This window comes from Streptomyces sp. 796.1, assembly GCF_047525675.1.
Classification (GTDB): domain Bacteria; phylum Actinomycetota; class Actinomycetes; order Streptomycetales; family Streptomycetaceae; genus Streptomyces.
On the sequence record NZ_JBLIWA010000004.1, the window covers coordinates 66,170 to 87,266 of the forward strand.

16 protein-coding genes are annotated in these 21,097 nt (G+C 75.4%); 10 read left to right on the forward strand and 6 right to left on the reverse strand.

Annotated features, from left to right (window positions below):
• The first annotated feature begins 72 nt into the window (after positions 1 to 72).
• The 4 genes from ACMA1D_RS04620 to ACMA1D_RS04635 all read left to right on the forward strand — a co-directional run bounded on the left by ACMA1D_RS04620 (position 73) and on the right by ACMA1D_RS04635 (position 3,848).
• Positions 73 to 1,341 carry an MFS transporter gene (locus ACMA1D_RS04620; RefSeq protein WP_414722565.1) on the forward strand — a complete coding sequence of 423 codons (1,269 nt, stop codon included), beginning with the start codon at positions 73 to 75 and terminating at the stop codon, positions 1,339 to 1,341.
• A 112-nt stretch (positions 1,342 to 1,453) separates the two neighbouring features.
• Entirely contained in the window at positions 1,454 to 1,843 is a 390-nt protein-coding gene (locus tag ACMA1D_RS04625; protein WP_414722566.1) for a nuclear transport factor 2 family protein, read from the forward strand.
• A gap of 446 nt (positions 1,844 to 2,289) precedes the next feature.
• Positions 2,290 to 2,472 carry a DUF6104 family protein gene (locus tag ACMA1D_RS04630; RefSeq protein ID WP_349997870.1) on the forward strand — a complete coding sequence of 61 codons (183 nt, stop codon included), beginning with the start codon at positions 2,290 to 2,292 and terminating at the stop codon, positions 2,470 to 2,472.
• 401 nt (positions 2,473 to 2,873) lie between these two features.
• Entirely contained in the window at positions 2,874 to 3,848 is a 975-nt protein-coding gene (locus ACMA1D_RS04635) for a serine hydrolase (RefSeq protein WP_414722567.1), read from the forward strand.
• A gap of 227 nt (positions 3,849 to 4,075) precedes the next feature.
• On the opposite strand, the gene ACMA1D_RS04640 is transcribed toward ACMA1D_RS04635, so the two are convergent.
• Positions 4,076 to 5,326 carry a hypothetical protein gene (locus ACMA1D_RS04640; protein WP_414722568.1) on the reverse strand — a complete coding sequence of 417 codons (1,251 nt, stop codon included), beginning with the start codon at positions 5,324 to 5,326 and terminating at the stop codon, positions 4,076 to 4,078.
• A gap of 476 nt (positions 5,327 to 5,802) precedes the next feature.
• Between ACMA1D_RS04640 and ACMA1D_RS04645 the strand changes: the two genes are divergently transcribed.
• A complete protein-coding gene (locus tag ACMA1D_RS04645; protein ID WP_414722569.1) occupies positions 5,803 to 6,423 on the forward strand; it encodes a malonic semialdehyde reductase in 621 nt (206 codons plus the stop codon).
• Between the two features lie 56 nt (positions 6,424 to 6,479).
• Here the strand turns inward: ACMA1D_RS04645 and ACMA1D_RS04650 are convergent, their stop codons facing one another.
• The 3 genes from ACMA1D_RS04650 to ACMA1D_RS04660 form a co-directional block, all read right to left on the reverse strand.
• Positions 6,480 to 6,878: a nuclear transport factor 2 family protein gene (locus ACMA1D_RS04650; RefSeq protein WP_414722570.1), complete on the reverse strand. Its 399-nt coding sequence runs from the start codon at positions 6,876 to 6,878 to the stop codon at positions 6,480 to 6,482.
• Between the two features lie 122 nt (positions 6,879 to 7,000).
• The gene (locus ACMA1D_RS04655) at positions 7,001 to 7,936 is read right to left on the reverse strand and encodes an NAD-dependent epimerase/dehydratase family protein (protein WP_414722571.1); all 936 of its coding nucleotides are present in this window, start codon (positions 7,934 to 7,936) and stop codon (positions 7,001 to 7,003) included.
• 282 nt (positions 7,937 to 8,218) lie between these two features.
• The gene (locus ACMA1D_RS04660; protein WP_414722572.1) at positions 8,219 to 11,572 is read right to left on the reverse strand and encodes a non-ribosomal peptide synthetase; all 3,354 of its coding nucleotides are present in this window, start codon (positions 11,570 to 11,572) and stop codon (positions 8,219 to 8,221) included.
• Positions 11,573 to 12,500: 928 nt separating this feature from the next.
• Here ACMA1D_RS04660 and ACMA1D_RS04665 point away from each other — a divergent pair.
• From ACMA1D_RS04665 to ACMA1D_RS04675, 3 genes are all read left to right on the forward strand, one after another.
• Positions 12,501 to 13,523 (forward strand): DUF4097 family beta strand repeat-containing protein, encoded by a 1,023-nt coding sequence (locus ACMA1D_RS04665; protein ID WP_414722573.1) that lies wholly within the window; start codon positions 12,501 to 12,503, stop codon positions 13,521 to 13,523.
• On the forward strand, positions 13,523 to 14,932 hold the full coding sequence (locus tag ACMA1D_RS04670; RefSeq protein ID WP_414722574.1) for a helix-turn-helix transcriptional regulator: 1,410 nt from the start codon (positions 13,523 to 13,525) through the stop codon (positions 14,930 to 14,932). Before ACMA1D_RS04665 ends, ACMA1D_RS04670 begins: the two co-directional genes overlap by 1 nt.
• A gap of 245 nt (positions 14,933 to 15,177) precedes the next feature.
• The gene (locus ACMA1D_RS04675; RefSeq protein WP_414722575.1) at positions 15,178 to 15,909 is read left to right on the forward strand and encodes an antibiotic biosynthesis monooxygenase; all 732 of its coding nucleotides are present in this window, start codon (positions 15,178 to 15,180) and stop codon (positions 15,907 to 15,909) included.
• Between the two features lie 48 nt (positions 15,910 to 15,957).
• Here the strand turns inward: ACMA1D_RS04675 and ACMA1D_RS04680 are convergent, their stop codons facing one another.
• Together ACMA1D_RS04680 and ACMA1D_RS04685 are read right to left on the reverse strand one after the other, a co-directional pair.
• Positions 15,958 to 16,461 (reverse strand): hypothetical protein, encoded by a 504-nt coding sequence (locus ACMA1D_RS04680; RefSeq protein ID WP_414722576.1) that lies wholly within the window; start codon positions 16,459 to 16,461, stop codon positions 15,958 to 15,960.
• A gap of 475 nt (positions 16,462 to 16,936) precedes the next feature.
• Positions 16,937 to 18,262 (reverse strand): MFS transporter, encoded by a 1,326-nt coding sequence (locus ACMA1D_RS04685; protein ID WP_414722657.1) that lies wholly within the window; start codon positions 18,260 to 18,262, stop codon positions 16,937 to 16,939.
• A 364-nt stretch (positions 18,263 to 18,626) separates the two neighbouring features.
• Between ACMA1D_RS04685 and ACMA1D_RS04690 the strand changes: the two genes are divergently transcribed.
• The gene (locus tag ACMA1D_RS04690) at positions 18,627 to 19,325 is read left to right on the forward strand and encodes a CGNR zinc finger domain-containing protein (RefSeq protein ID WP_414722577.1); all 699 of its coding nucleotides are present in this window, start codon (positions 18,627 to 18,629) and stop codon (positions 19,323 to 19,325) included.
• Positions 19,326 to 19,815: 490 nt separating this feature from the next.
• A complete protein-coding gene (locus ACMA1D_RS04695; RefSeq protein WP_414722578.1) occupies positions 19,816 to 20,967 on the forward strand; it encodes a hypothetical protein in 1,152 nt (383 codons plus the stop codon).
• Positions 20,968 to 21,097 lie beyond the last annotated feature (130 nt).

A 21,097-nucleotide genomic window follows, 5' to 3' on the forward strand; every position in this document is an offset into this window, starting at 1 on the left:
GACGCCCGGAGATCGGTCTGCGACGCTCTCTCCAGCTTTCGAACCAACTAGTTCGTTCGATTGGAGTCCGTGATGCCCCGGATCGATCCGCCCGCCCTTCCCGAGCCCGCCGGGCTGGGACGGCGCATGCCGCTGGTGATGGCGCTGGCGTGCGGCGTCAGCGTGGCGAACGTGTACTTCCCGCAGGCCCTGACCCTGCTCATCGCCGACGGGCTGGACGTCGCACCGTCCACCGCAGCGGCCGTGGCCACCCTCACCCAACTTGGCTACGCCGTCGGGATCTTCCTGCTGGTCCCGCTCGGCGACCGGCTCCCGCGCCGCCCCCTGGTCACGACCCTGCTGGTGGTGACCGCCGGCGCGCTGCTGGCCGCCGGGCTCGCCCCGGCCGCCGGCCTGCTGGCCGCCGCGGGTGCCGTGGTCGGCGTGGTGACGGTCGTTCCCCAACTGCTGCTGCCCATGGCCGCGGGCTCGGTCGCCCCGGACCGGCGCGGCGCGGTGATCGGCACCCTGCAAGGCGGTCTGATCGGCGGCATCCTGCTGGCCCGCACCTTCGGCGGGGTGCTCGGCGAGCACTTCGGCTGGCGGGCGCCGTACCTGGTCGCCGCCGCGCTCACCGCCCTGCTCGCGCTCGTTCTCGGCCGGACCCTGCCGGCCGCCGCCGCACCCGTCCGCGACCGGTACCCGGCGTTGCTCGCCGACACCGTGCGGATGCTGCGCACCGAGCCTGACCTGCGGCGCTCCGCGCTGTACCAGGCGACCCTCTTCGGCGCCTTCAGCGCCGCCTGGACCGCCCTCGCCCTGCTCGTCACCGGCCCGCACTACCGGATGGACGCCCAGGCGGTCGGTGTCCTGGCGCTGATCGGCGCGGCCAGCATGTGCTGCGCTCCGGCCGCGGGTCGCTGGGTGGACCGGCGTGGTCCGGAGCGCGTGAACGCCCGCTGCACCCTCGCCACGCTGGCCGCCGCCGCGGTCCTCGCCGTCGGGTCCGTGGGCGGCGTGCCGGGGCTCATCGCGCTCGGCGTGGGGCTCCTGCTGCTGGACGTGGCGGTGCAGTGCAGCCAGGTCGCCAACCAGGCCCGCATCTTCGGGCTGCGCCCCGAGGCCCGCAGCCGCCTCAACACCGCGTACATGACGTGCTCGTTCCTCGGCGGCAGCGCCGGCTCCTGGCTCGGCATCCGCGGCTACGCGCTCCTCGGCTGGCCGGGGGTGTGCGCGCTCATCGCGCTCGCCGCGGCGCTCGCCCTCGGGGCCCAACTCGCGGGCCGCCGCAGCCGCCCGCGCGCCAAGGACCCTGCCGCCGCCCCGGCGGTGGCGGGCTCGCCCGCGGGCCCGCGGCGGTGACCGGGCGCCGTACGGCCGCGCGGGCACCGCCGCCGGCCACCGGCAGCCGGCGTTCCGTCCGTACCACCCACAAACCACCAACCACCACCCACCGACCCGAAGGGCCTCAGCCATGACCTTTCCCGCCATGCCCCCGGCCGTCCTCCAGTTCTTCCAGGCGTCGCAGGACGGCGATGCCGACGCCTGGGCACAGGCGTTCGCGCAGGACGGGGTCTTCCACGACCCCGTCGGGACCGCTCCGATCACCGGGCGCGCGGCGATCCACGCCTTCATCGCCTCCGTCCTGCCGGGCTTCCGCCCCTTCCTCGGGCTGACCCCCACCGAGGCGCACACCGTCGGCAACCACGTCGCCGTCGCCTGGCGCGGGGCCGCCGTCGCGCTGGACGGCAGGCCGGTCAACTGGTCCGGCATCAACATCTACGAACTGGCCGACGACGGCCTGATCCGGGAGGCCAGGGCGTACTTCAACAGCGCCGTCTTCCAGGCCCAGCTCTCCGGTTGAGCGACGTGGCCGGACCGGGCCGGTAGCGCGGGGCCTCACGGGACCGCCCTCCACGCTCCGGTCCGGTCCGGCCGAGCGCGCTCGCCTCCGCCTCCGCCACCACCTCCGCCACCACCTCCGCCTCCTCCGCCTCCTCCGCCTCCGCCGCCTCCGCCGACCCGGCGGGCTCCTGCCGGTCGCGCGGCACCGGTCCGTACCGGGGTCGCGCGGGCGACGTGGCGTACGGGGGGCGGCGGGGCCCCGGGTGCGCTCGGCGCAGGGGCCGGCCGGTGGCGTACGGGGCGTGGGTCCCGTGACCCGGGCCGGAGCGCGGTGTCGTGCGGCGGGCCCGTGGGGCGGGGGCGGGGCCGGCGCGGGCCTATCCTGAAGGCGGGCGGGCGGTGCACTCCTGTGGGTGACGGCCGGGCCCACTGTCATCGTCTCTCTCGTCTCTTGCGGAGCACGCCTTGTACTTCACCGACCGCGGCATCGAGGAACTGGAGAAGCGGCGCGGCGAGGAAGAGGTCACCTTCGAGTGGCTCGCCGAGCGGCTGCGCGAGTTCGTCGACCTCAACCCGGACTTCGAGATCCCGGTGGAGCGGCTGGCGACCTGGCTGGCCCGGCTGGACGACGAGGACGAGGACGAGTAGGCGGGCCTCGCTCCGGGCCGGGTGGCCACCTGGCCCGCCCGACCACCTGTCCCGCCCCGGCGCCCCGGGCCGGTCGGCCGCCTGTTTCGCCCCCGGCGCCCGCCCCCAGCACCCGCCCTGCGCGACCGCGCCCGCCCGCGCCACCGCGGAGTCGCCGGGGGAGCTCCGGACGCCCGCCGACCGGCGGCCCCACGTCCCGCGCGGTCCCCGCCGCCGCACCGTTCGCGCTGATCACACGGCACGTGCACACACCCCTGTGATCTCTTTCACTCCGTATTCGAACGCTTCTTCACAACCATTCACTTCCCCTCGGCTGTCTAGGTCCGGGGCGCTGCACGGCGCGCCGACGACACAGCGCAGACGGCGCGCGATGCGCCGCCATCAATGGGGGGAACACACCCATGTCGCAGTACCGAATATCCCGCACGTCCGACGGACTCGACGCGCCGCAGCGTGCGCGGCGGGCCGGGCGGCCCACCAAGTCGGCGCTCGGTGCGCTGGCGGTGGCCCTGACCGCGGGCGTGCTCGTACCGCCGATCACCGGGGCGACGGCGGCCAGCGCGGCGCCGCAGACCGTGTGCTCCTCGGCGCAGAAGGGGCTCGCCGCCAAGCTGACCAAGGACATCGGGGCCGCGCTCAAGGGCCGGCGCACCACCGTCGCCATCGCGCTCAGCGACCCGAGCACCAAGACCACCTGCACGCTGCGCGCCGACCAGAAGTACGACTCGGCGAGCGTGGTGAAGGTGACCGTGCTCAGCACCCTGCTGTGGGACGCGCAGAAGAGCAAGCGCAAGCTGACGCAGCGCGAGACCAAGCTCGCCACCGCCATGATCACCAAGTCGGACAACGACTCAACGACCGCGCTGTGGAAGCAGCTCGGCGTCACCCGGGTGAAGAACTTCCTGCGCGCCGCCGGGATGACCAAGACGGTGCCGGGCAGCGACGGCTACTGGGGCCTGACCCAGATCACCGCCCGTGACCAGCAGCGCCTGCTGAACCTGATCATGACCAAGAACTCGGTCCTGACCGACGCGTCGCGCTCCTACGTCAAGGACCTCATGAACAAGGTCGTCAGCTCGCAGCGCTGGGGCACCCCGGCCGGCGCGCCGAGCGGCACCAAGATCCACGTCAAGAACGGCTGGCTGCCGCGGGCCACGCACGGTTGGCGGGTGCACAGCATCGGCGCCTTCAGCAAGGACCGCAAGGACTACACGATCACGGTGCTCAGCCACGACAACCGCACCATGCAGGACGGCGTGAACGCCATCCAGGCCGTGGCCCGCGCCGTCCACAAGGACCTGCGCCCGAGCACGAAGGCCGCACGCTACGCGCCGACCCTGACCCCGCAGGAGACGCTGCCGCACGTGCCGCGCTGACCCTGCCGGGCCGCCGGCGCGCCTCGCCCGCCGGCGGCCCGTGGGTGCGCGTACGCGCTCGCACGCGGCGGCCCGTAGGTCGCAGCCCGTACGAGCCGTCCGTGCACGGCGGCCTCGCGCGGGCGCGCGCGGGAAGCGGGCGCGCGGCAGGGCGGGGCCCGCTGCCGACCGGTGAGCCCCTCGTGGCGGGCCGCTTCGCGCGCGTACGCGCGGGAGGGCCGGCCCCCTCACCGCTCCCGGCGCCCCCGCCACCCGTCGTAGCCGATGGCCAGGGCGCCGTCGGTGGCCAGCAGGGCGCCGGCCAGTGCCCAGCCCGGGCGGTCGCGGCGCAGCGCCCAGGCCGCGAGGGAGAGGCCGAGGGCGATTTGGGCCGCGCCGACCGCCCGGGCCCGCGGGCCGCGCACCCACGGTCCGTGCGGACCGTTCTCCAACCGGTCGAGTTCGGCCCGTACGGCATCGCGCCAGCCGCGCCACACCAGCGTCTGGGCGTCGGGGGCCGCCGCGATGGCCGCGCGCAGCCGGTGTTCGGGCGCGCCGGGTGCCACCTGGTCCGGCAGCCGCAGGCCCGCCCGGGAGAGGACCGCGAGCAGCCCGACCAGCCGCTGCTGCACCGCGGCGGCGGGCTCGGGGCCCGCGCCGCCAGCCGGAGCGCCGCCGGGCCGCGACGCGTCCGGGGCGTACGGGGCATCCGGGGCGTACGGCGCTTCCGCGGCGGCAGGGCTCTCCCGCGCGGCGGGGCCATCCGGAGCAGAGGGCTCAGCCGGCGCAGAGGGGTCATCCGCCGCGGCGGACGTTCCCTGAGCGGGCGGGGCTTCCGGGGCGGCGGGGCCTTCCGGGTCGGGTGCGCCAGGCGCCAGGGCGGATCGGGCCGCGCCCGTCAACTCGTCCAGGGCCGCACCGTCGAGCACCGGATCGAGGCCGAGCCGGGCGATGAGGGCGCCGACCGCCTCGGGCGGGCCCTCCGGGGTGCCGTCCGCCAGCCATGCGAAGCCCACCGGCCGCCGGAAGCCCGCGGCGACCGTGAACCCGGCTCCGTCCGGTCCCCACCACACGCCGATGACCGGCCACGATTCGCCCGCCGCGACCGTACGGGCCAGATCGGCGACGGCGCCGGAGTCCGCCGCGGCGGAGAGCGAACCCGCCCCCGCGCCCCGCCCGACGGCCCCGGCGGCGCCGACACCGTCCCGGCCGTACGGCCCGCCGGCCCCGGCAGCGGTCCCAGCGGCGGTTACGGCACCAGGCCCCGCAGCCGCCCGGCCGCCGGCCCCGTCCCCGCCCCCGTCGTCGACCGTCGTCCCGCCGGGGCCGGCCGGCACCAGGACGCTCCAGCCGGCGCCGGCCGGGGCGAGCAGCAGGGGCGTCGGCAGCAGGCCGGCCGAGGGGCGTACGGCGTCGGGGTCGGCCCGGCAGAGCAGCAGTGCGCCGCTGACGGGCCGTCGGTCCGACGGGCCGGGGTGGGGGGTGGGGGACTCAGGCATGTTCACCACACAAAGACGGTTCGTCCGGTATCGGGCTACTCGCCCGCGTACGCCGGGGCGGGCGAGCCGCTCCTTGGGCAAGCTCCCCGTCTCATGCCCTGGATTCTCAACCTAAGCCCCAAATGCCCGAACGAACAGTTCACCCACTCCCCCGCTCCCCCACCCCACCGGCCCACCACCGCCCCGCCCGTCCCGCTCCCTACCTCCCTCCGTCACTCACTCACACGCACACCGCCCGCCCCCTACCCGCTCCCCTCCCGCCGAGTCGGTCTTGTCCCGCCTCTGGCGCCGCCCTAGCCTGGCCTCGGATATGGACCAAATGGTCCAGTACGCCCGCGGCGTCCCGCCCGCCGCACCGCGGCAACAGTCCAGCCAGCGCCACCCCCGCCACCGCCACACCGCCACCGCACCGCCGTGGCCGCCCCGCCCCCGCCGCACCACTCGCCACGTCACCGCCACCGTCAGGAGACGCCCCGATGACCGCACCGGCGCACCGCGACGCCCGTACCCACCTCACGCTCTCCCAGGAGGCTCAGGACCAACTGTTCCGCGCCGCGCGCACCGCGAACACCTTCACCGACGAGCCGGTCTCCGACGAACAGGTCGCCGCCATCTACGAGTTGGTGAAGTACGGGCCGACCTCGCTGAACCAGCAGCCACTGCGGGTGCTGCTGGTCCGCTCGCCGGAGGCCAGGGAGCGGCTGGTGCCGCACATGTCGGGCTCCAACCGGGCGAAGACCGCCGCCGCCCCGCTGGTGGCGCTGCTCGCCGCCGACCTCGACTTCCACGAGGAGTTGCCGCGGCTGGTGCCGTTCATGGACGCCCCGCAGGAGGTGTTCGCCGAGCCCACCGCGCGGGCGGCTTCCGCGCGCTTCAACGCCACCCTCCAGATCGGCTACTTCATCGTGGGCGTCCGGGCCGCCGGCCTCGCCGCCGGGCCGATGTCCGGGTTCGACGCCGACGCGGTCACCCGCGCGTTCTTCCCCGACGGTCGGCACCAGGTGCTCCTGGTGGTGAACATCGGCCGCCCGGGACCCGACGCCTGGAAGGGCCGGCTGCCCCGGCTCGACTACCCGGAGGTCTTCCGCACCGTCTGAGCCAGGCCGTGCCAGGCCGCCGCGGGCCCGAGCCCGGGTCCGCGGCGGCGTCCGGCTCAGCTCTCGATCAGATGGTGGAAGGCCACCGTGTCGAAGATGTCCTCCATCCGGGTCGCCCTGCCGTCCCGCATCGTCCACGAGTGCACGAAGTCGAGCGTGGCCGTGGTGCCGCGGCGCGAGGTGACCTCGCGGGTGCCGAAGACCACCACCCGGTCGCCGGACTCGATGAACTCGGCCGGCATCAGCCGCATGCCGCCGAGCACGTCGGGCACCCGGGCCAGGAACTCCCGCACCCCCGCGTGCCCGTGCCGGGTGCCGCCGAGCCCGTACGCGGCCATGCCGGCGGGGTGCACCCACGCCACGTCGGGGTGCAGGACGGCGAGCACGCGTTCCTGGTCACGGCTGGCGAAGCCCGCGTAGGCGGCGCGGATGGCCTCGATGTTGGGGGAGGTCACGGTCGTCGACTCCTCGGTCGGTGGGGCGGTCGGCGGGTGCAGGTGGTGCCGGGCGTGGCAGGGGTGCCGGACGGGGCCGGGCACCGGGCGCGCGGATTCCGGAGTGCTGGTGCGCCGGTGGCTCATGCGCCCGGCGCGGGGAGCAGCCGGTCGGGGTGGTGGGCGGCGAGCGTGCGGCGCAGGCCATCGCGCCAGTCGACGGTGCAGTCGCCGATGAGCTCACGGCGCAGCGTCGCGTCGAACGCGTACGTCTCGCGGGTGACCTCGCTGGGCACCAGCCGCGGCGCGACGCCGGTCAGCCGCTCCAACTCGCGTACGCAGTCGGTGATGCCCACCGCCTCGTCGCCGCCCCAGTTGACGACGGTGGCGCGCACCGCGGCCACCTCCCACAGCAGCGGCACCTGCCGCACCAGGTCGTCGGTGTGCAGCGGCGAGCACCAGTTCTGCCCGCTGGCGGGCACCGGGATGGGCTCGCCCGCGAGCATCCGCCGGAAGTAGAGCATGGGGACGCCGCCGTAGCCGCCGGGGCCGTAGGCGATGTTCAGCCGTGCGACGGTGGTGGGCAGGCCGAGCACCCGGGCGAAGGCCCGCGCCGCCCCCTCGGCGGCGATCTTGGCGACGGGGTACGGGGGCAGCCAGTCCGCCACCCCGTCCAGCGGATCGCCCTCCCGGTACGGGTGGTCCAGGGTCTGCCGGGCGTAGACGGCGCCCGTGGAGACGTACAGGAACGCGTCGGCGGTGCGGCAGTGGTGCATCAGGGCGCCGGTGGCCACGGCGTTGGCCTCGACGGCCGCGTCGAAGTCGCCGTCCTCGCCCCGGCGCACGGCGGCGTGCAGGACGTGGGTGAAGTCGCGGGGCACGTCCGCGAGGGCGGTCGGCGAGCCGTCGCTCAGGTCCCAGTAGCGGGTGGTGATCCCGCGCTCGGCGAGCGCGCGCTCGCTGCCCGGGGTGCCGAACCTGCCCAGGCACCACACCTCGTTCCGTACCGCCAGCGCCTCGGCGACCGGCCGGGCCACCTGCCCCGTACCGCCGGTGATCAGGATCTTCTTGCCTTCCACGAACTCGCCGCCTTCCGTCGGATGTCGGTCCTACGAGAGCCCCGCGGTACACCGTGCACCGCGGGCGGCGCACCGCCCCGTGCGGCGCGCTCCGTGCGTCATGGGTCGTGCGTCATGCGTGGTGCGTGGTGCGTCATGGGTCATGGGTCATGCGTGGTGCGTGTGTGTCGTGGGTCGCGCTGTGCGCACCACGCGTCGTACGGCACGGGCCGTACGGGCACGGGACAGCCGGGCCGCGGGCCGGGGCCCGGCGGCGTCAGGTGTCCGCGTCGGATCTCGGCGTCAGGCATCCGCCTCCGCGTCCGCGTCTTCTGGTGGCGCGTCCGTGCCGAGGGCCCGGTCGAGTTCGCGGCGCAGGACCGCCTGGAAGGTGGCGACGTGCCGCGGGCCGAGCATCGTGTAGTGCTCACCAGGCACTTCGACGTAACGATTCTTCGTTCGGGCGTGTTCGTCCCAGCGGTGCAATTCGTCGGCGAGCCAGCGTTCCTTGGTGCCGCGCAGCGGGGTGGCGTAGAAGACGGTCATCGACTCGACGGTGCCGCTGGGCCGGTAGCTGCGGCCGAGCGCGGTGAGGCCGCTGGCGATGGTGGCCCATTGTGTGAACTTGGCCAGGTCCAGGTCGAGTTCGCGCAGCCGGTGCGCGGGGGCCAGCGCCAGCAGATGGGCGAGGCGGCGCTCGGCCGGCAGGGCGCGCAACTGCTCGGGCAGCTCCAGCGACTGCCGCTTGTCGATCAGTTCGAGGAAGAACGCCAGGTTGGTCGCGGTCTCCACGAAGTCGAGTTCGTCCATGCGGTACTTGATGTGCGGTGGCAGGTTGAGGCTGCCGACGAAGCCGACGCGCTCGCCGAGCGCTTCGAGCCGCTTGGCGATCTCGAAGGCGACCGCGCCGCCGTAGGAGTAGCCGGCGATGGCGTACGGGCCGTGCGGCTGCCTGGCCCGGACGGCCCGCACGTAGCAGTCGACCATCTCGTCGAAGCTCGCGAAGGGCCGCTCGCCGGGGTTGAAGCCGCGGGCGCGCAGCGCGTAGAAGGGCCGGTCGTCGGCGAAGTAGCGGGCGAGGTTGACGAAGACCAGCACCTCGCCGACGCCCGGGTGCACGCAGAACAGCGGGGTGCCCGCGCCGCCCTCCTGGAGCGGCACCACCGGGTCGTAGTCGCCGGGCGCCGGCGCCGCGTCCAGCCGGGCGGCGAGTTGGCGCACGGTGGGGGCGGTGAGCACGGTAATCACCGGAAGGTCGGCGACGCCGATGCGGGCCGCGACCAGCCGGCGCAGCCGGAGCACGTCGAGCGAGGTGCCGCCGAGGTCGAAGAAGCTGGCGGTGGCGCTGACCGTGGCCGGGTCGCGTTCGAAGAGTTCGGCGTAGATCTCGGTGAGCGCCCGTTCGGTGGCGCCGTCGGGGGCGGTGTGGCCGCCGAGTTGGCGGCTGGTGAGCTCGGCGACCTCCGCGATGGCCGCGTCGTACGCGCCGGACTCCAGGCACGCGCGCATCCGCTGCCGCAGTGTCTTGCCGAGGCTGGTCTTGGGGAACGCGTGCCGCGGCAGCGGCAACACGTGCAGCGGCCTGACCCCCCAGTGCGCCACGACGGTGGCGCGGACGGCGGTCAGCAGCCGGTACAGCGCGGCGCCGCCGGCCGCCGCGGGCTCGGGGTGCAGTGCGATCACCAACTGTTCGGTGTCCTGGCCCGGGCCGCGCGTGGGGAAGGCGGCGACCAGGCCGCGGGCCACGCCGTCCAGGCGCTCGACGGCCGCCTCCACGTCCTGGCTGAAGTAGTTGACGCCATGGATGATGACGCTGTCCTTGGCCCGCCCGACCAGCATCAGCCGGCCCGGCCCGGTGCCGTTCGCGTCCCCGTCCCGGACCGCGGCAGGGTCCGCGTCGACGCGCGCACCGGTGGACGGGGCGGCACCCGTATCGGCGGCGCCCCGCGCCTCGTACGTCGCGTCCGTCACGTACGCCGCGTCGGTCACGTACGCCGCGTCCGCTGCGTGCGTCGCGTCCGCACCGCCTGCCAGTTCGCTGGCCGCTCCCGTGGGCAGGCCGTCGACGCGGCCCAGGTCGCCGGTGCGGAACCACCCGTCGGGGGTGAACGCGCGGGCGGTGGCGGCCGGGTCGCGGTGGTAGCCGTCGGTGATCATCGGTCCCTTGAGCTGGAGTTCGCCCACCTCGCCCGCCGGCCGCACCCGCCCCAGGTCATCGGCGATGCGCAGGCGCAGGCCGCGCACCGGCTGTCCCAGCGAGGCGAACTCCTGCCCCGCGTCCACCTGCGGGAACGCCCGTGAGTAGATGCTGCCGGCGCAGGTCTCGGTCATGCCGAACGCGGGCCACAGGGCGTCCCCGCGCAGCCCGTACGGGGCGTAGTGGGCCAGGAACGTTTCGCCCGTACCGCGTACGTTGGCCTCGCCGCCGCTGACGATGTGCCGCAGCGCGCGCAGGTTGATCCGGTCCGCGCCGGAGCCTGCCCCACCTGCCGCACCGGCCGCGACGGCCGCCCGCTGATCGGGCGCGTTCAACAGGCCGAGCAGGAAGTTCGGCGTGAAGGTCATCGTGATCCGGTGCCGCGAGATGATCCGCAGGAACTCCGCCGGGTCGGCCAGGATGCGCGCGCTGCCCACGTGCAGTTGCTCGGCGCCCACCGCGAGCGGCAGCAGGTGCGCTTCGAGCAGCGCGGCCACGTGGTCGAAGGAGATCCAGTTGAAGGTGCGGTCGACGCTGGTCAGGGCCTGCCGGTCGGCCTTGCCCGCCATGGCCGCCAGCAGGTTGCGGTGGGTGATCCTGACCGCCTTGGCGCGGCCGGTCGAACCCGAGGTGAGGACGAGGAGGGCCAGGTCGTCGCCCCCGCGCGCGAGAGCCGCCGCACCGTCCCCGGCGGGGTCCGCCGCATCGGCCCCGGGTCCCGTCGTGCCGGCCACCGGCCCCGACGTCCCTGCCGTAGGCGCCTGTGCCGTACGCAGCCCTGCCGTACGCACCCGTGCCAGGTCGGCCGTGCGCATCCCGTCCACCGGCGGCAGGGTCGCGGCCAGCGCCTCGTTGGTGAGCAGCAGCGGGCCTTCGAGCAGGGTGGCGAGGTGCGCCAACTGGGCGTGCCAGCGGTCCGGGTCGCCGGCGATCGGCACCAGCGGGCAGGGCACGTACCCGCCGAGCAGGCATCCCCAGAAGGCCGGGACGAACTCCTGCGCGTGTTCGAGCAGCAGGGCCACCGCGTCGCCGGGCGCCAGCCCGCACCCGGCCAACCCGGCGGCGATGTGGCGGGCCTCGTCGAGCAACTGCCCGTACGACTGGAACGTGCCCTCCGCCGGCACCCCGTCCGCGGGCCACCGGTCGGGCACCCCGTCCGCGGGCCGCTCATCGGGCAGGTAGCGCAGCCCGGCGTGCGGCCGGTGCCGGGCGGCGGCCAGCAGCAGCCCGACCACGGACCACGCCCCCGCCGCTCCGTCCTGCGCCCCGCCGCCCCGCGGCATCGCACCGCCCTGCGCCGCCGCTCGGTCCGACGTCACCGGCTGGTCCGATGTCACCGGCTGGTCCGATGTCACCGGCTGGTCCGACGTCTCCGGCTGGTCCGACGTCTCCGGCTGGCCCTGCGGCGCCGCGCCGTCCCGCGTCGCGTCCGCCCCCGCATGCACCTTGATCGTCTCCACTGGCCCCTCTCCTACCGTTCCGTACCGTCGTGCAGCACGTACTCTGCGGCCTTCGGCCGGCCGTCCCCGGAAGGCCGCGCCGACTTGCCGCCGCCCGTCCCCCTTCCTCACCTCGTCCGGCTTTGCCCCGCCTTGCCCGTGCCTTGCTCCGCCTCTCGTCGCCCGCTGCGTCCCGCCTCGTCCTGCCCTGTCTTGCCTCGCCTCGCCTCGTTGTCCTCCGCCGGCGCCGGGCCCGCGCGGTCGCGGCGCCCGCCCCCAGCCCTGCCCCCGGTCCGGTGGCGCGCCGGCCGGGCGGGGTGCACACCGTTCGGGCCGGCCGCGGGCCGGGGGTGCTGTGGAGCCGTACTCGTCGGGGCCGTACTCGGTGGAGCTGCGCTCATGGCGTCGTGCTCGTTTGCCGCTGTGCTCGTCGGGGCGGCGTCCGTCCGCCGCACCGTTCACTGCACTCGTTCCACACCGTGCTCGTTGACGCCGTGCTCGTTGGTGCTGTTCTTCCGTACGCGTCGTGCGGTCGCGCGGCCCGTGCGATCGCACGTGATCGCGCGGGGCCCTCCGGGAGTCACCCACGGCCGTCCCGGGCGGGGCGCCGCCGCAGGAACGCCGCGGCGGCCGGGGACGACCGCGCGGGGAGAAGAAAGCTAGCAGCCGGGAACTTTGCCGGACCATCACCGGGAACCACCGATCCGCCCGCCCCGAGCGCGCCTACAGCGCGCCCTGAGCGGGCCTCGCCGCGGCCCCCGCCCCCGGCCACAGCGCGCCCCCAGCCGACGGCCCGATCCACCCCGCCGCCGGAGCCGCACGGCGCCACCGCGACACCCCCGAACGGCCCTCACCTCGGCCGCGACCCCGCTTGACTTCCAGAACCCGCGATATATCGTGTTGAGAAACGCGATATGTTGCGTTCAGGCTCCGTCTGGGAGGTTCCGCCATGTCAGCCCGGTCCGCATGGACGCTCAGCACACCGCAGAAGCTCACCTTCGACGACCCGGTCACCGCCCTCCAGGTGCGCATCGTCAGCGGCACGGTCAACGTGGTCGGCACCGACGCCGGCCCCGCCAGCCTCCAGGTCTCCGAGATCGAGGGCCCGCCGCTGCTCGTCAGCCTGCGCGCGGGCACGCTGAGCATCGCGTACGAGGACCTGCCGTGGCAGGGGTTCCTCAAGCTGCTGGACCGCAAGGGCTGGCAGCGCACGGCGCACATCACGCTGACCGTGCCGACCGCCGTCCGGGCCGAGGTGGGCACGGTCAGCGCGGCGGCCGTGGTCTCGGGCCTGACCGGGCCGACCGAGGTGCGGGGCATCTCCGGCGACACCACACTGGTGGGGCTGAGCGGCGAGGTGCGGGCCGACACCGTGTCGGGCTGCGTGGAGGTGCAGTCGCTCGGCGGCAGCCTGTGCTTCAACTCCGTATCGGGTGAGCTGACCGTGATCGACGGCATGGGTTCGACGGTCCAGGCGGACTCGGTCAGCGGGGACATGGTGGTGGACATCGCCCCCTCGGCCCAGCCCGCCGACCTCCAACTCAGCACCGTCTCGGGCGAGATCGCCATCCGACTGCCGGACCCGGCGAACGTGCGGGTGGAGGCGCACACCGCCAGCGGCCTGGTCTCCAACGCCTTCGACGACCTGCGCGTCGACTCCGGAATCCTGGGCGGCCAGTGGGGCACGTGGGCCTCGCCCGGCGGCTTCGGCGGCGTCGGCGGCAAGATCAGCGGCAGCCTCGGCACGGCGGGCGGGCGGCTGAAGGCCGCCAGCGTCTCGGGCGCCATCGCCGTACTGCGCCGCCCGCCCACCGACGAGCCACCCGCGGGCCCCGCGGGACCAGCCACCACATCCGCCCCGGGCGCTCCGGGCGCCCCGTCCGCACCGCACCCGGCGGGCCCCGGCACCCCCACCGTCCCCGGCCCTGGCACGCCCGCCCCGACCAGCCCGTTCGACAAGAAGGTCCGCTGATGCCTCCCGTCTTCGCGCACGGACGCCTGCGCCTGTACCTGCTCAAGCTGCTCGACGAGGCACCGCGCCACGGCTACGAGGTCATTCGGCTGCTCGAAGAGCGCTTCCACGGCCTGTACGCGCCCTCGGCCGGCACCGTCTACCCACGGCTGGCCAAGCTGGAGGCCGAGGGCCTGGTCACGCACACCACCGAGGGCGGACGCAAGGTCTACTCGCTCACCGACGCGGGCCGGGCCGAGCTCGCCGATCGTGGTGGGGAGTTGGCAGACCTCGAACTGGAGATCCGCGAGTCGGTCGCCGAGTTGGCCGCCGAGATCCGGGAGGACGTACGGGGCTCCGCCAGCGATCTGCGCCGCCACATGCGGGAGGCCGCGGCCCAGGCGCGGGCGACGGGGCCGACCCCGGCCGGCGGCGCCGAAGGGGCGGGTGCCCAGCACGAGGAGCCGCGCCGACCCGCGGGGGGCGCCCGGGCGGACGGCAAGGGGAGCGGGGCGCCGTGGGAGAGCGGCCCGTGGACCGACCCCGACGCGTGGCGGCAGGCCAAGGAGGACCTGCGGCGCGCCAAGGAGGAGTGGAAGGAGCAGGCGCGCCGGGCGAAGGAGGAGAGCCGCCGCGCGAAGCAGGACGCCCAGCGCGCCCGCCGCGAGGCCAAGGACGCCCGCGACTTCGCCCGCGAGGAGGTCCAACGGATCGCCCACCGCGTCCAGGAACAGACCCAGCACCACCTGCGGACCGGCGACTGGCAGGCCGCACTCCGCGAGGGCCTGTCCGAGGTCACCCGCGCCATGACCCGCATGGGCCAGCCGAACCCCTGGGCACCCGACGGGCCCGATGCGCCGACCGACGCGGGTACGGGTACGGGCGCGGGCTCCGACACCGGCTCCGGTTCTGCCGCCGGCACCGGCCCTGCCGCGGGTGCGGCTGCGCGTACGGACGGGGCGGCGGCTGCCGCCGGCAGCGGCGACGCGAGGAGCGGACACACCGCGGCCGGTGGCACGGGGGCCGACTTCACCAAGGCCGGCGGGGCCGAGCCCGGCGACGCGACGGACGGCGGGCCCACCGCCGGAGGCCGTACGGGGAACAGCGGCCCGAACGGCACGGGCAGCCCGACCGGCGCACCCGGCGCGGCCGGTACAGCGACCGGCACGGCCGACGCGCCGCCCGACACCGGCACCGGCACCGGCACGGACGCCCCCGGCCGCCGGCCCGACTGGGCGACCGCGGACGACGCCGCCACCGCCGACCCGGCCCGCGACCTGGAGCGCCTGCTCGACCGCTTCCGCGACGGCATCCGCGACTCCGCCCGCGACCACGGCGTCACGCCCGCCCAACTGGAAGCCGTACGAGCCCACTTGGCGACGGCAGCGACCCAGGTGGACGGGGTGCTCCAGCCCCGCAGACACCCGTAACCGCAACACGGGACGCGCCCCGACGGATGCCCGCAACCGCGGCACGAGGCACGCCCGACGGGCCGGCGCCCAGCAACCAGCAACCAGCAACCAGCAACCAGCAACCAGCAACCAGCAACCAGCAACGCCGAACGACCACCAACACCCCCACCACACCCCGGCGTTGACTTAAACCTTGGTTCACGTATCAGAGTCGGGGTGTGGGCGGCACCGGTCGCCCGCACCCCGTGCCAAGGAGTTCCGTTATGACGCCCTCCGCCCTGCCCGACCCCTCACACGCGGCGCCCGCGCACCCCGGGGCCCCGTACGTCAGCCGGCCCGACGTGGGCACGATCCTGGTCAGCCCGTGGGTGGTGAGCGACCCGGCGCAGCAGCGGGCCGCCGCGGACTCCGTGGTCGACTCGTGGGAGCGGCTCGACCGGCCGGCGGCCATGCTGGCGCTCACCACCTTGCTGAGCACCGACGGCAGCCGGGTCCTCAACTACGCGCAGTGGACGAACGACGAGGACCACCACGCCTTCGTCCGCACCCAGCGCCCGGCCCTGGTCCGCGCGATCGACGACGCGCTGCCCGGCATCGAGCGCCCGGGGCTCACCCGCTACCGGCTGTACGACAGCTACCGCGCCCCCGCGGCGGGGTCCGCAGTAGGCGCCGCGGTCGGGGCGATCGTGACGGGCGAGTTCGAGACGGCGGGGCCCGAGGCCCAGCGCGTGCTCGCCGACACGATCCACGCGGGACTGCGGTCGGCCGCCACCCCCGCGCCCGGCCTGGTCGCCGCCCACTTCCACCTCAGCACGGACGGCTCCCGGGTGCTGAACTACGTGGAGTGGAAGGAATTCGACGCCTGGGAGGCGTTCAACGGCAGTGCCGCGGCCAAGGAACTCGCCGACACCGTCCGCGCCCTCCCCGACGTCACACCACTCGGCCCCACGCTCTACCGCCCGTACCGCAGCGTGGTCAACGTCCCCGCGCCCTGAGCCGCGCGGGCGCCCCGCCGCGCGGCCCGCCGGCCGACACGCGCCCGATCAGGAGCGGGCCGCGCCGCCGTGGGCGGGGGACGGGGCCGGCTTCAGGACGAGCAGGGCGCGCTGGTCCCGCCGGTATATCCACCAGAAGGCACCGGCCACGGCCAGGAACGCGAGGCTCAGTCCCACCGGAATCCACACCTGGAGGCTGAGCCGGGTCTGCGAGGCGTAGGCCCACCCGCTGCCGGCGAACACGGTGTCGCCCTTGGCCACGGTGGGCCCCTGGATGTCGCCCATGCTGGTGCGCCCGTCCGCGAACCGCCACTCGCCCTCGCAGTGCGCGGGCTCGTTGCCCAGGCCGCCGCCGTCGGCGCAGCGGGCCACGGTCTGCACGGTGGCGCTCTCGCCGGTGGCCAGTTGCTGGGCCTGGCGTCCGATGAACAGCCCGACGACACAGACGACGGCGAGCAGCAGACCGGCCGCGGAGAGTAGTCCCCGTACGCCGCTGCGCCTCGCCGCTCTGGCCCGAGCCGACTGCGCCGCATCCGGTGACGTCTGCCTCACCCATCCCTGTGACTCGCTCAGCACCCCGCGCACCCCCCTAAGTACCGTACCCGCGGCTGACATGCCCGGCGAGAGCCCGCGAACACGCTGCACCCTCCGCCCACCCGCCGCCACCTGGCCCGCACGCCCACTCTTGAGGTGGGCGCGCGGGGAGGGTCCCGTGGTGGCGCCGTGACGGCCCGGGGGTACGGGGCGCGCGGCGCCTGGGGGTCCGGGCACGGAGCGCGCGGAGTGGTACGGAGCGCGCGGCGGCCGGGGCGGGGTCACGCGGCGCGCCCGGGGCGGGGTCATCCGGCGGGCCCGGGCGTCCGGGAGTACGGGGCGCGCGGGAGTACGGAGCGCGAGGCACCCGGGGGTGCGGGACGAGTCACCCGGCGCCGGCCCCGGGCCGCCGGCCGACCCGCAGCGGGCCGTCCCCCAACCGGCCCGGCCCCGGGCGGGGCCGGGCCTAGCCCCGGCAGGGGCGCCCCCCGGCTCACTCCGCCGCGCGCAGCGCCCGCACCGTGACCACTCGCCAGAACACCGGGACGGTCGCGGCGACGGCCGCCGCGAAGACGAGGAAGGCGACGCGCACCCCGCACCACTGGGCCAGTACGCCCATCAGCCCGGCCCCCACCGGCAGCGCGCCCCAGCTCAGCAGCCTGGACACCCCGCTGTAGCGGCCCATCATCGCCTCGGGCACCAGGTTCTGGCCGATCAGACGGGCGTTGACGGCCCACAGGGTGCCACCCATGCCGCCGGCGAAGGCGGCAACGGCGACGGCCCACCACCGGGTGGTCACCGCGGGGACGGCCATCATCGCGAAGGTGCCGAGCAGATCGGCGAACATCGCCCAGCGCCGGCCGAGCAGCCGGTTCACCCGGGTCACGGTGACGGCCCCGACGAGCCCGCCGATGCCGAGCCCGCTCAGCACGATGCCGTACTGGTCCGCCGACAGGCCCATGTGTCGGGTCGCCACCAGCGGCATCAGCGCCAGCCAGGCTCCCCAACTCGCGCACAGCACGGTGAGGATCAGCGCCATGGTGCGCAGCAACCTGTGCTGCCACAGGTGCCGCAGCCCTTCGGCGATCTCGGCGTGCACGGTCCCGCGCCCGCCCCGCCCGGCGACCGGCTCCACCGGCCCGCCCGGGTCTGCCCCGTCCACCCCACCGGCCCCGCCCGCCCCGTCGGTCCGATCGCCCCGGTGCGCCCGGAACCGTCCGGTGAGCAGCAGCAGGACCAGGCTGGCGGCCAGGTAGGAGACCCAACTGGCGCCCAGCGCGAGACCGGTGCCGGCGGCGACGAGCAGCCCACCGACGAACGGCCCGGCGAACTCGTTGGCCACCGTCTCCGTGCCGGCGACCCACGCGTTGGCCCGCTCCCGTTCGGCCCGCGGCACCACGGCCGGGACCAGCGCCGCCGCCGCGGTCAGCGCGATCACCTCGGCCACCCCCAGCACCACCCCGGCCACCACCAGCCCCCACAGGGCGATGCCGTCCGCCGCGAGCGCGGCCAGCAGGCCACCGACCGCGAGCAACCGCATCCCGTCGGCGAGCCACAGCAGCCGCCGCCGGTCCACCCGGTCCACGACCACCCCGACGTGCAGCGCGACCAACAGCCACGGCAGCGTCAGGGCGAGCGAGACCAGCGATATCTGGGCCGGCGACGAGGTGATCCCGGCCGCCAACAACGGCAGCGCGATCTTGGTGACCCCGTCCGCGAGGTTGGTGACCGCGGTGAACACCAGCAGCACCACGGCGTTCCTCGACGGCGGCTGCCCCGATCGCGACTGCCCGGACACCCCCTCCGCCTGGGACTCCACTTCCGCCACGGACACCCCCACAGACGCCGCTTCCCCACCCATCGAGCGGTCCCCTCCCCACATCCGGTCCGGCACGACACGGCACGGCACGGCACAACAAGACTCGACACCGCACACTAACCGTCTATGCCTGTTGACTGGTTACGTCGGCAGCCTGACATGACCCACCGCAGCGGTCAACCGGTCAACGCGTTCACCGGTTAGAAGGAGGTACGCTGAAACAGGCCGGGCCCCACCGGGGACCGCCGGGCCCCACCGGAACCAGCCCGGGGCCATCGGGAGCGGCCCCGGGCCCGTACGGCACAGCCCCCCGGGGACGACGCACCCGCGGGGCCGAGGACCGCTGGAGGAAGGGGCGACACCCGTGCACGAGCAACCCGCGGCGGCCCGACTCGTCGAGGCGTTCGCCAACACCATCGACGTCGAGCTGGACACCGACGACCTCAGTACGCCCGAGCAGCTCGCCGACTGGCTCGTCCAACACCGGCTCCTGGCCGCGCCGCGCCCGACGGACCCCGCCGACCACGTCCTGGCCCTACGGCTCCGCGCCGGGCTGCGCGAACGGCTCGGCGTCCCGGTCGGGGACCGGCCGGCGCCGGAGTTGCTCGCCGAGGCGGAACAGGCGCTGCGCGCACTCCCCCTGCTCGCCACCGTCACCCTCCCCACGGACGACGGCGGAACGGCCGGGCGCGCAACGACAGGTGGGCCGGCGGCCGGTGGGGCAGCGGCAGATCGGGCAGCAGCAGGCGCGGCGACCGACGGCGGAACGGCCGGCGGCCCCACCTCCCCCACCGGCCCGCACCTACACCCGCACCCCGACCTGCCACCGGTCCGGCGGGGCCTGGCCGCAGTCGCCGCCGCCTGGAGCGAGGTCGTCATCACCGGCGACGCGGCCCGCCTCAAGCGCTGCGCGGAGCACGGCTGTGCCTGGGTGTTCTGGGACGTCTCCAAGAACCGCAGCCGGCGCTGGTGCTCGATGCGGGTGTGCGGCAACCGCAACAAGGCCCGCCGGTTCGCCGCCAAACGTTCCACGGAGCGGACACCGGCCGCCCCCGCCGGATGAATCGGCCCGGCACCGTACTTCCCCCGGAGTACGGGACGGCGCACCGGAAGGAGACTCCCGCACTTGGCACCTCCCCTTCCGCTCCGCTGCCGCAGCCGGCGCCCCGCAGCGGCCGGCGGCCACCGCACCACCCGGGCGCGCCGGGGCGGCCACGCCCCCCGCGCCGCCACGCCTGAGCTGCCGGTACGGCACCCGGCGCAGCTTGGTACCGACCAACGGGCCCGTCCCGTACGGGCCGAAGCCCGCCGGCGGAAGACCGGCCTCCCCCGGTCGCCTCCCACAGCGGAATCCCCCGTACCCCCACCGACCGGTCCGCGGCCGGTGATCCCCGGGCGTGGCGCACACTCCGCAGGGCGCACTACCACCGCCTTACGGAGGAGTCGTATCTCCGCCCTGGGCGGGTCGTGCACCCGACGTCCGTGGGATGTACTGGGAGATCCAGTGGCCGTGCCTCCTGGTGCGGCACGGATGATGCGGAAGAGGGAACCGGATGTCCTTACCCGCCGCCGTCACGGTGGAATTCGACGCGGCCCCCGCGGCCGACGCCCTGCTCTCGCAGGAACTGGCCGACCTGGTGGGCCTCGACCTCACCGAGGAGTGGCCGACGGCGCCGGCCCACCAGCCACCCGAGACGGCCGCACCACCCCTCGGCCTACCAGCGGCGACGCCACCCGCGACGGCGGTGCGGCCGGAGGCCACCCGGGTCGAGGCGTTCGCCTTCCGCGGCGTGGTCGTCGCCCGCGCGGGCCGCGAACTCCTCGGCTGGGCAAGGCTGTTGCAGCCGCCGGGCGAGTCGGCCGCCGTCGTCTTCGACCACATCCTGGCCGCCGGCGTCCGCAGACGCCTGGCCACCGGGCGGTACGCGACGGAGCGCGGCGCGCCCGAGCCCGCCGATGAAATAGCCCTGCTCACCCTGCTGTTGCGGCACGCCGCGAGCCACGCCAAGGAACTCGGCTTCGCCACCATTAACTGGAGCGGCCCCGACACCAGCCCCATCGGCCGCGCAGCGGACGAGCTCGGAGCCCGCGTCGACGCCGTGCTCGGCCGCCACTGGACGGTGCCCGACCTCCGCGCCTGGACGCCGCCCAGCGCCCTGCCCGAGGTGACCTTGCACCGCACCCCGCGGCCCTTTCCGCCGTGCCCGCACCCGACGGTCGAGGCGTACGTACAGCTCTACAACGACGTGCACGCCGAGGACGAGCACCCGGCCGACACCGTCCCCGACGACCTCGCCCAACTCGTCGCCGGGCAGCGGCCGGACGGGGCGGTGGCCCGGCGCCCCGCCGACGTCGCGGAGGTCGAACCCGCCTGGGACGCGGCGGGCATCGACGCCTACCTGGCCGACCGCGCGCCGCAGGGGCACGTGCTCGACCTGCTGGCGCCCGACGGCACGCTCACCGCCCAACTCGCCGCCGGGCTGCTGGACGGCCGGGCCCTGCTTGAGGTCACCGCGCCGCGCGACGCCGCGCCCTCCGAACTGGCCGCCGGCATCGCCGGCCTGATCGACCACCTACGCGCGGACGAGGCACAGGCGGCCGACCTGGACATCCGGGAGATCGCCGACCCGCCGCTGCGCCGCGCCGCCGAACTCCTCGGCGCCCGCATCACCAGCCGCTGGCAGGCGTACGCGCTCACGCTCTGACCGCCCCACCCGCACGGCCGTCCACCCCGCAGTCGCCGAACCCACCACGAGACACCCCCCACCACACGTACCGCCCGCACCAGGACCGGACGTTCGGGCCACACGTCCGGGCACCGCCCACCCGCGGCTG

Bases quoted from the DNA above. Each gene is read 5' to 3' on its own strand.
- ACMA1D_RS04620 (WP_414722565.1), top strand. From the start codon at position 73: ATGCCCCGGATCGATCCGCCCGCCCTTCCCGAGCCCGCCGGGCTGGGA.
- ACMA1D_RS04625 (WP_414722566.1), top strand. From the start codon at position 1,454: ATGACCTTTCCCGCCATGCCCCCGGCCGTCCTCCAGTTCTTCCAGGCG.
- ACMA1D_RS04635 (WP_414722567.1), top strand. From the start codon at position 2,874: ATGTCGCAGTACCGAATATCCCGCACGTCCGACGGACTCGACGCGCCG.
- ACMA1D_RS04640 (WP_414722568.1), bottom strand. From the start codon at position 5,326: ATGCCTGAGTCCCCCACCCCCCACCCCGGCCCGTCGGACCGACGGCCC.
- ACMA1D_RS04645 (WP_414722569.1), top strand. From the start codon at position 5,803: ATGACCGCACCGGCGCACCGCGACGCCCGTACCCACCTCACGCTCTCC.
- ACMA1D_RS04665 (WP_414722573.1), top strand. From the start codon at position 12,501: ATGTCAGCCCGGTCCGCATGGACGCTCAGCACACCGCAGAAGCTCACC.
- ACMA1D_RS04670 (WP_414722574.1), top strand. From the start codon at position 13,523: ATGCCTCCCGTCTTCGCGCACGGACGCCTGCGCCTGTACCTGCTCAAG.
- ACMA1D_RS04675 (WP_414722575.1), top strand. From the start codon at position 15,178: ATGACGCCCTCCGCCCTGCCCGACCCCTCACACGCGGCGCCCGCGCAC.
- ACMA1D_RS04695 (WP_414722578.1), top strand. From the start codon at position 19,816: ATGTCCTTACCCGCCGCCGTCACGGTGGAATTCGACGCGGCCCCCGCG.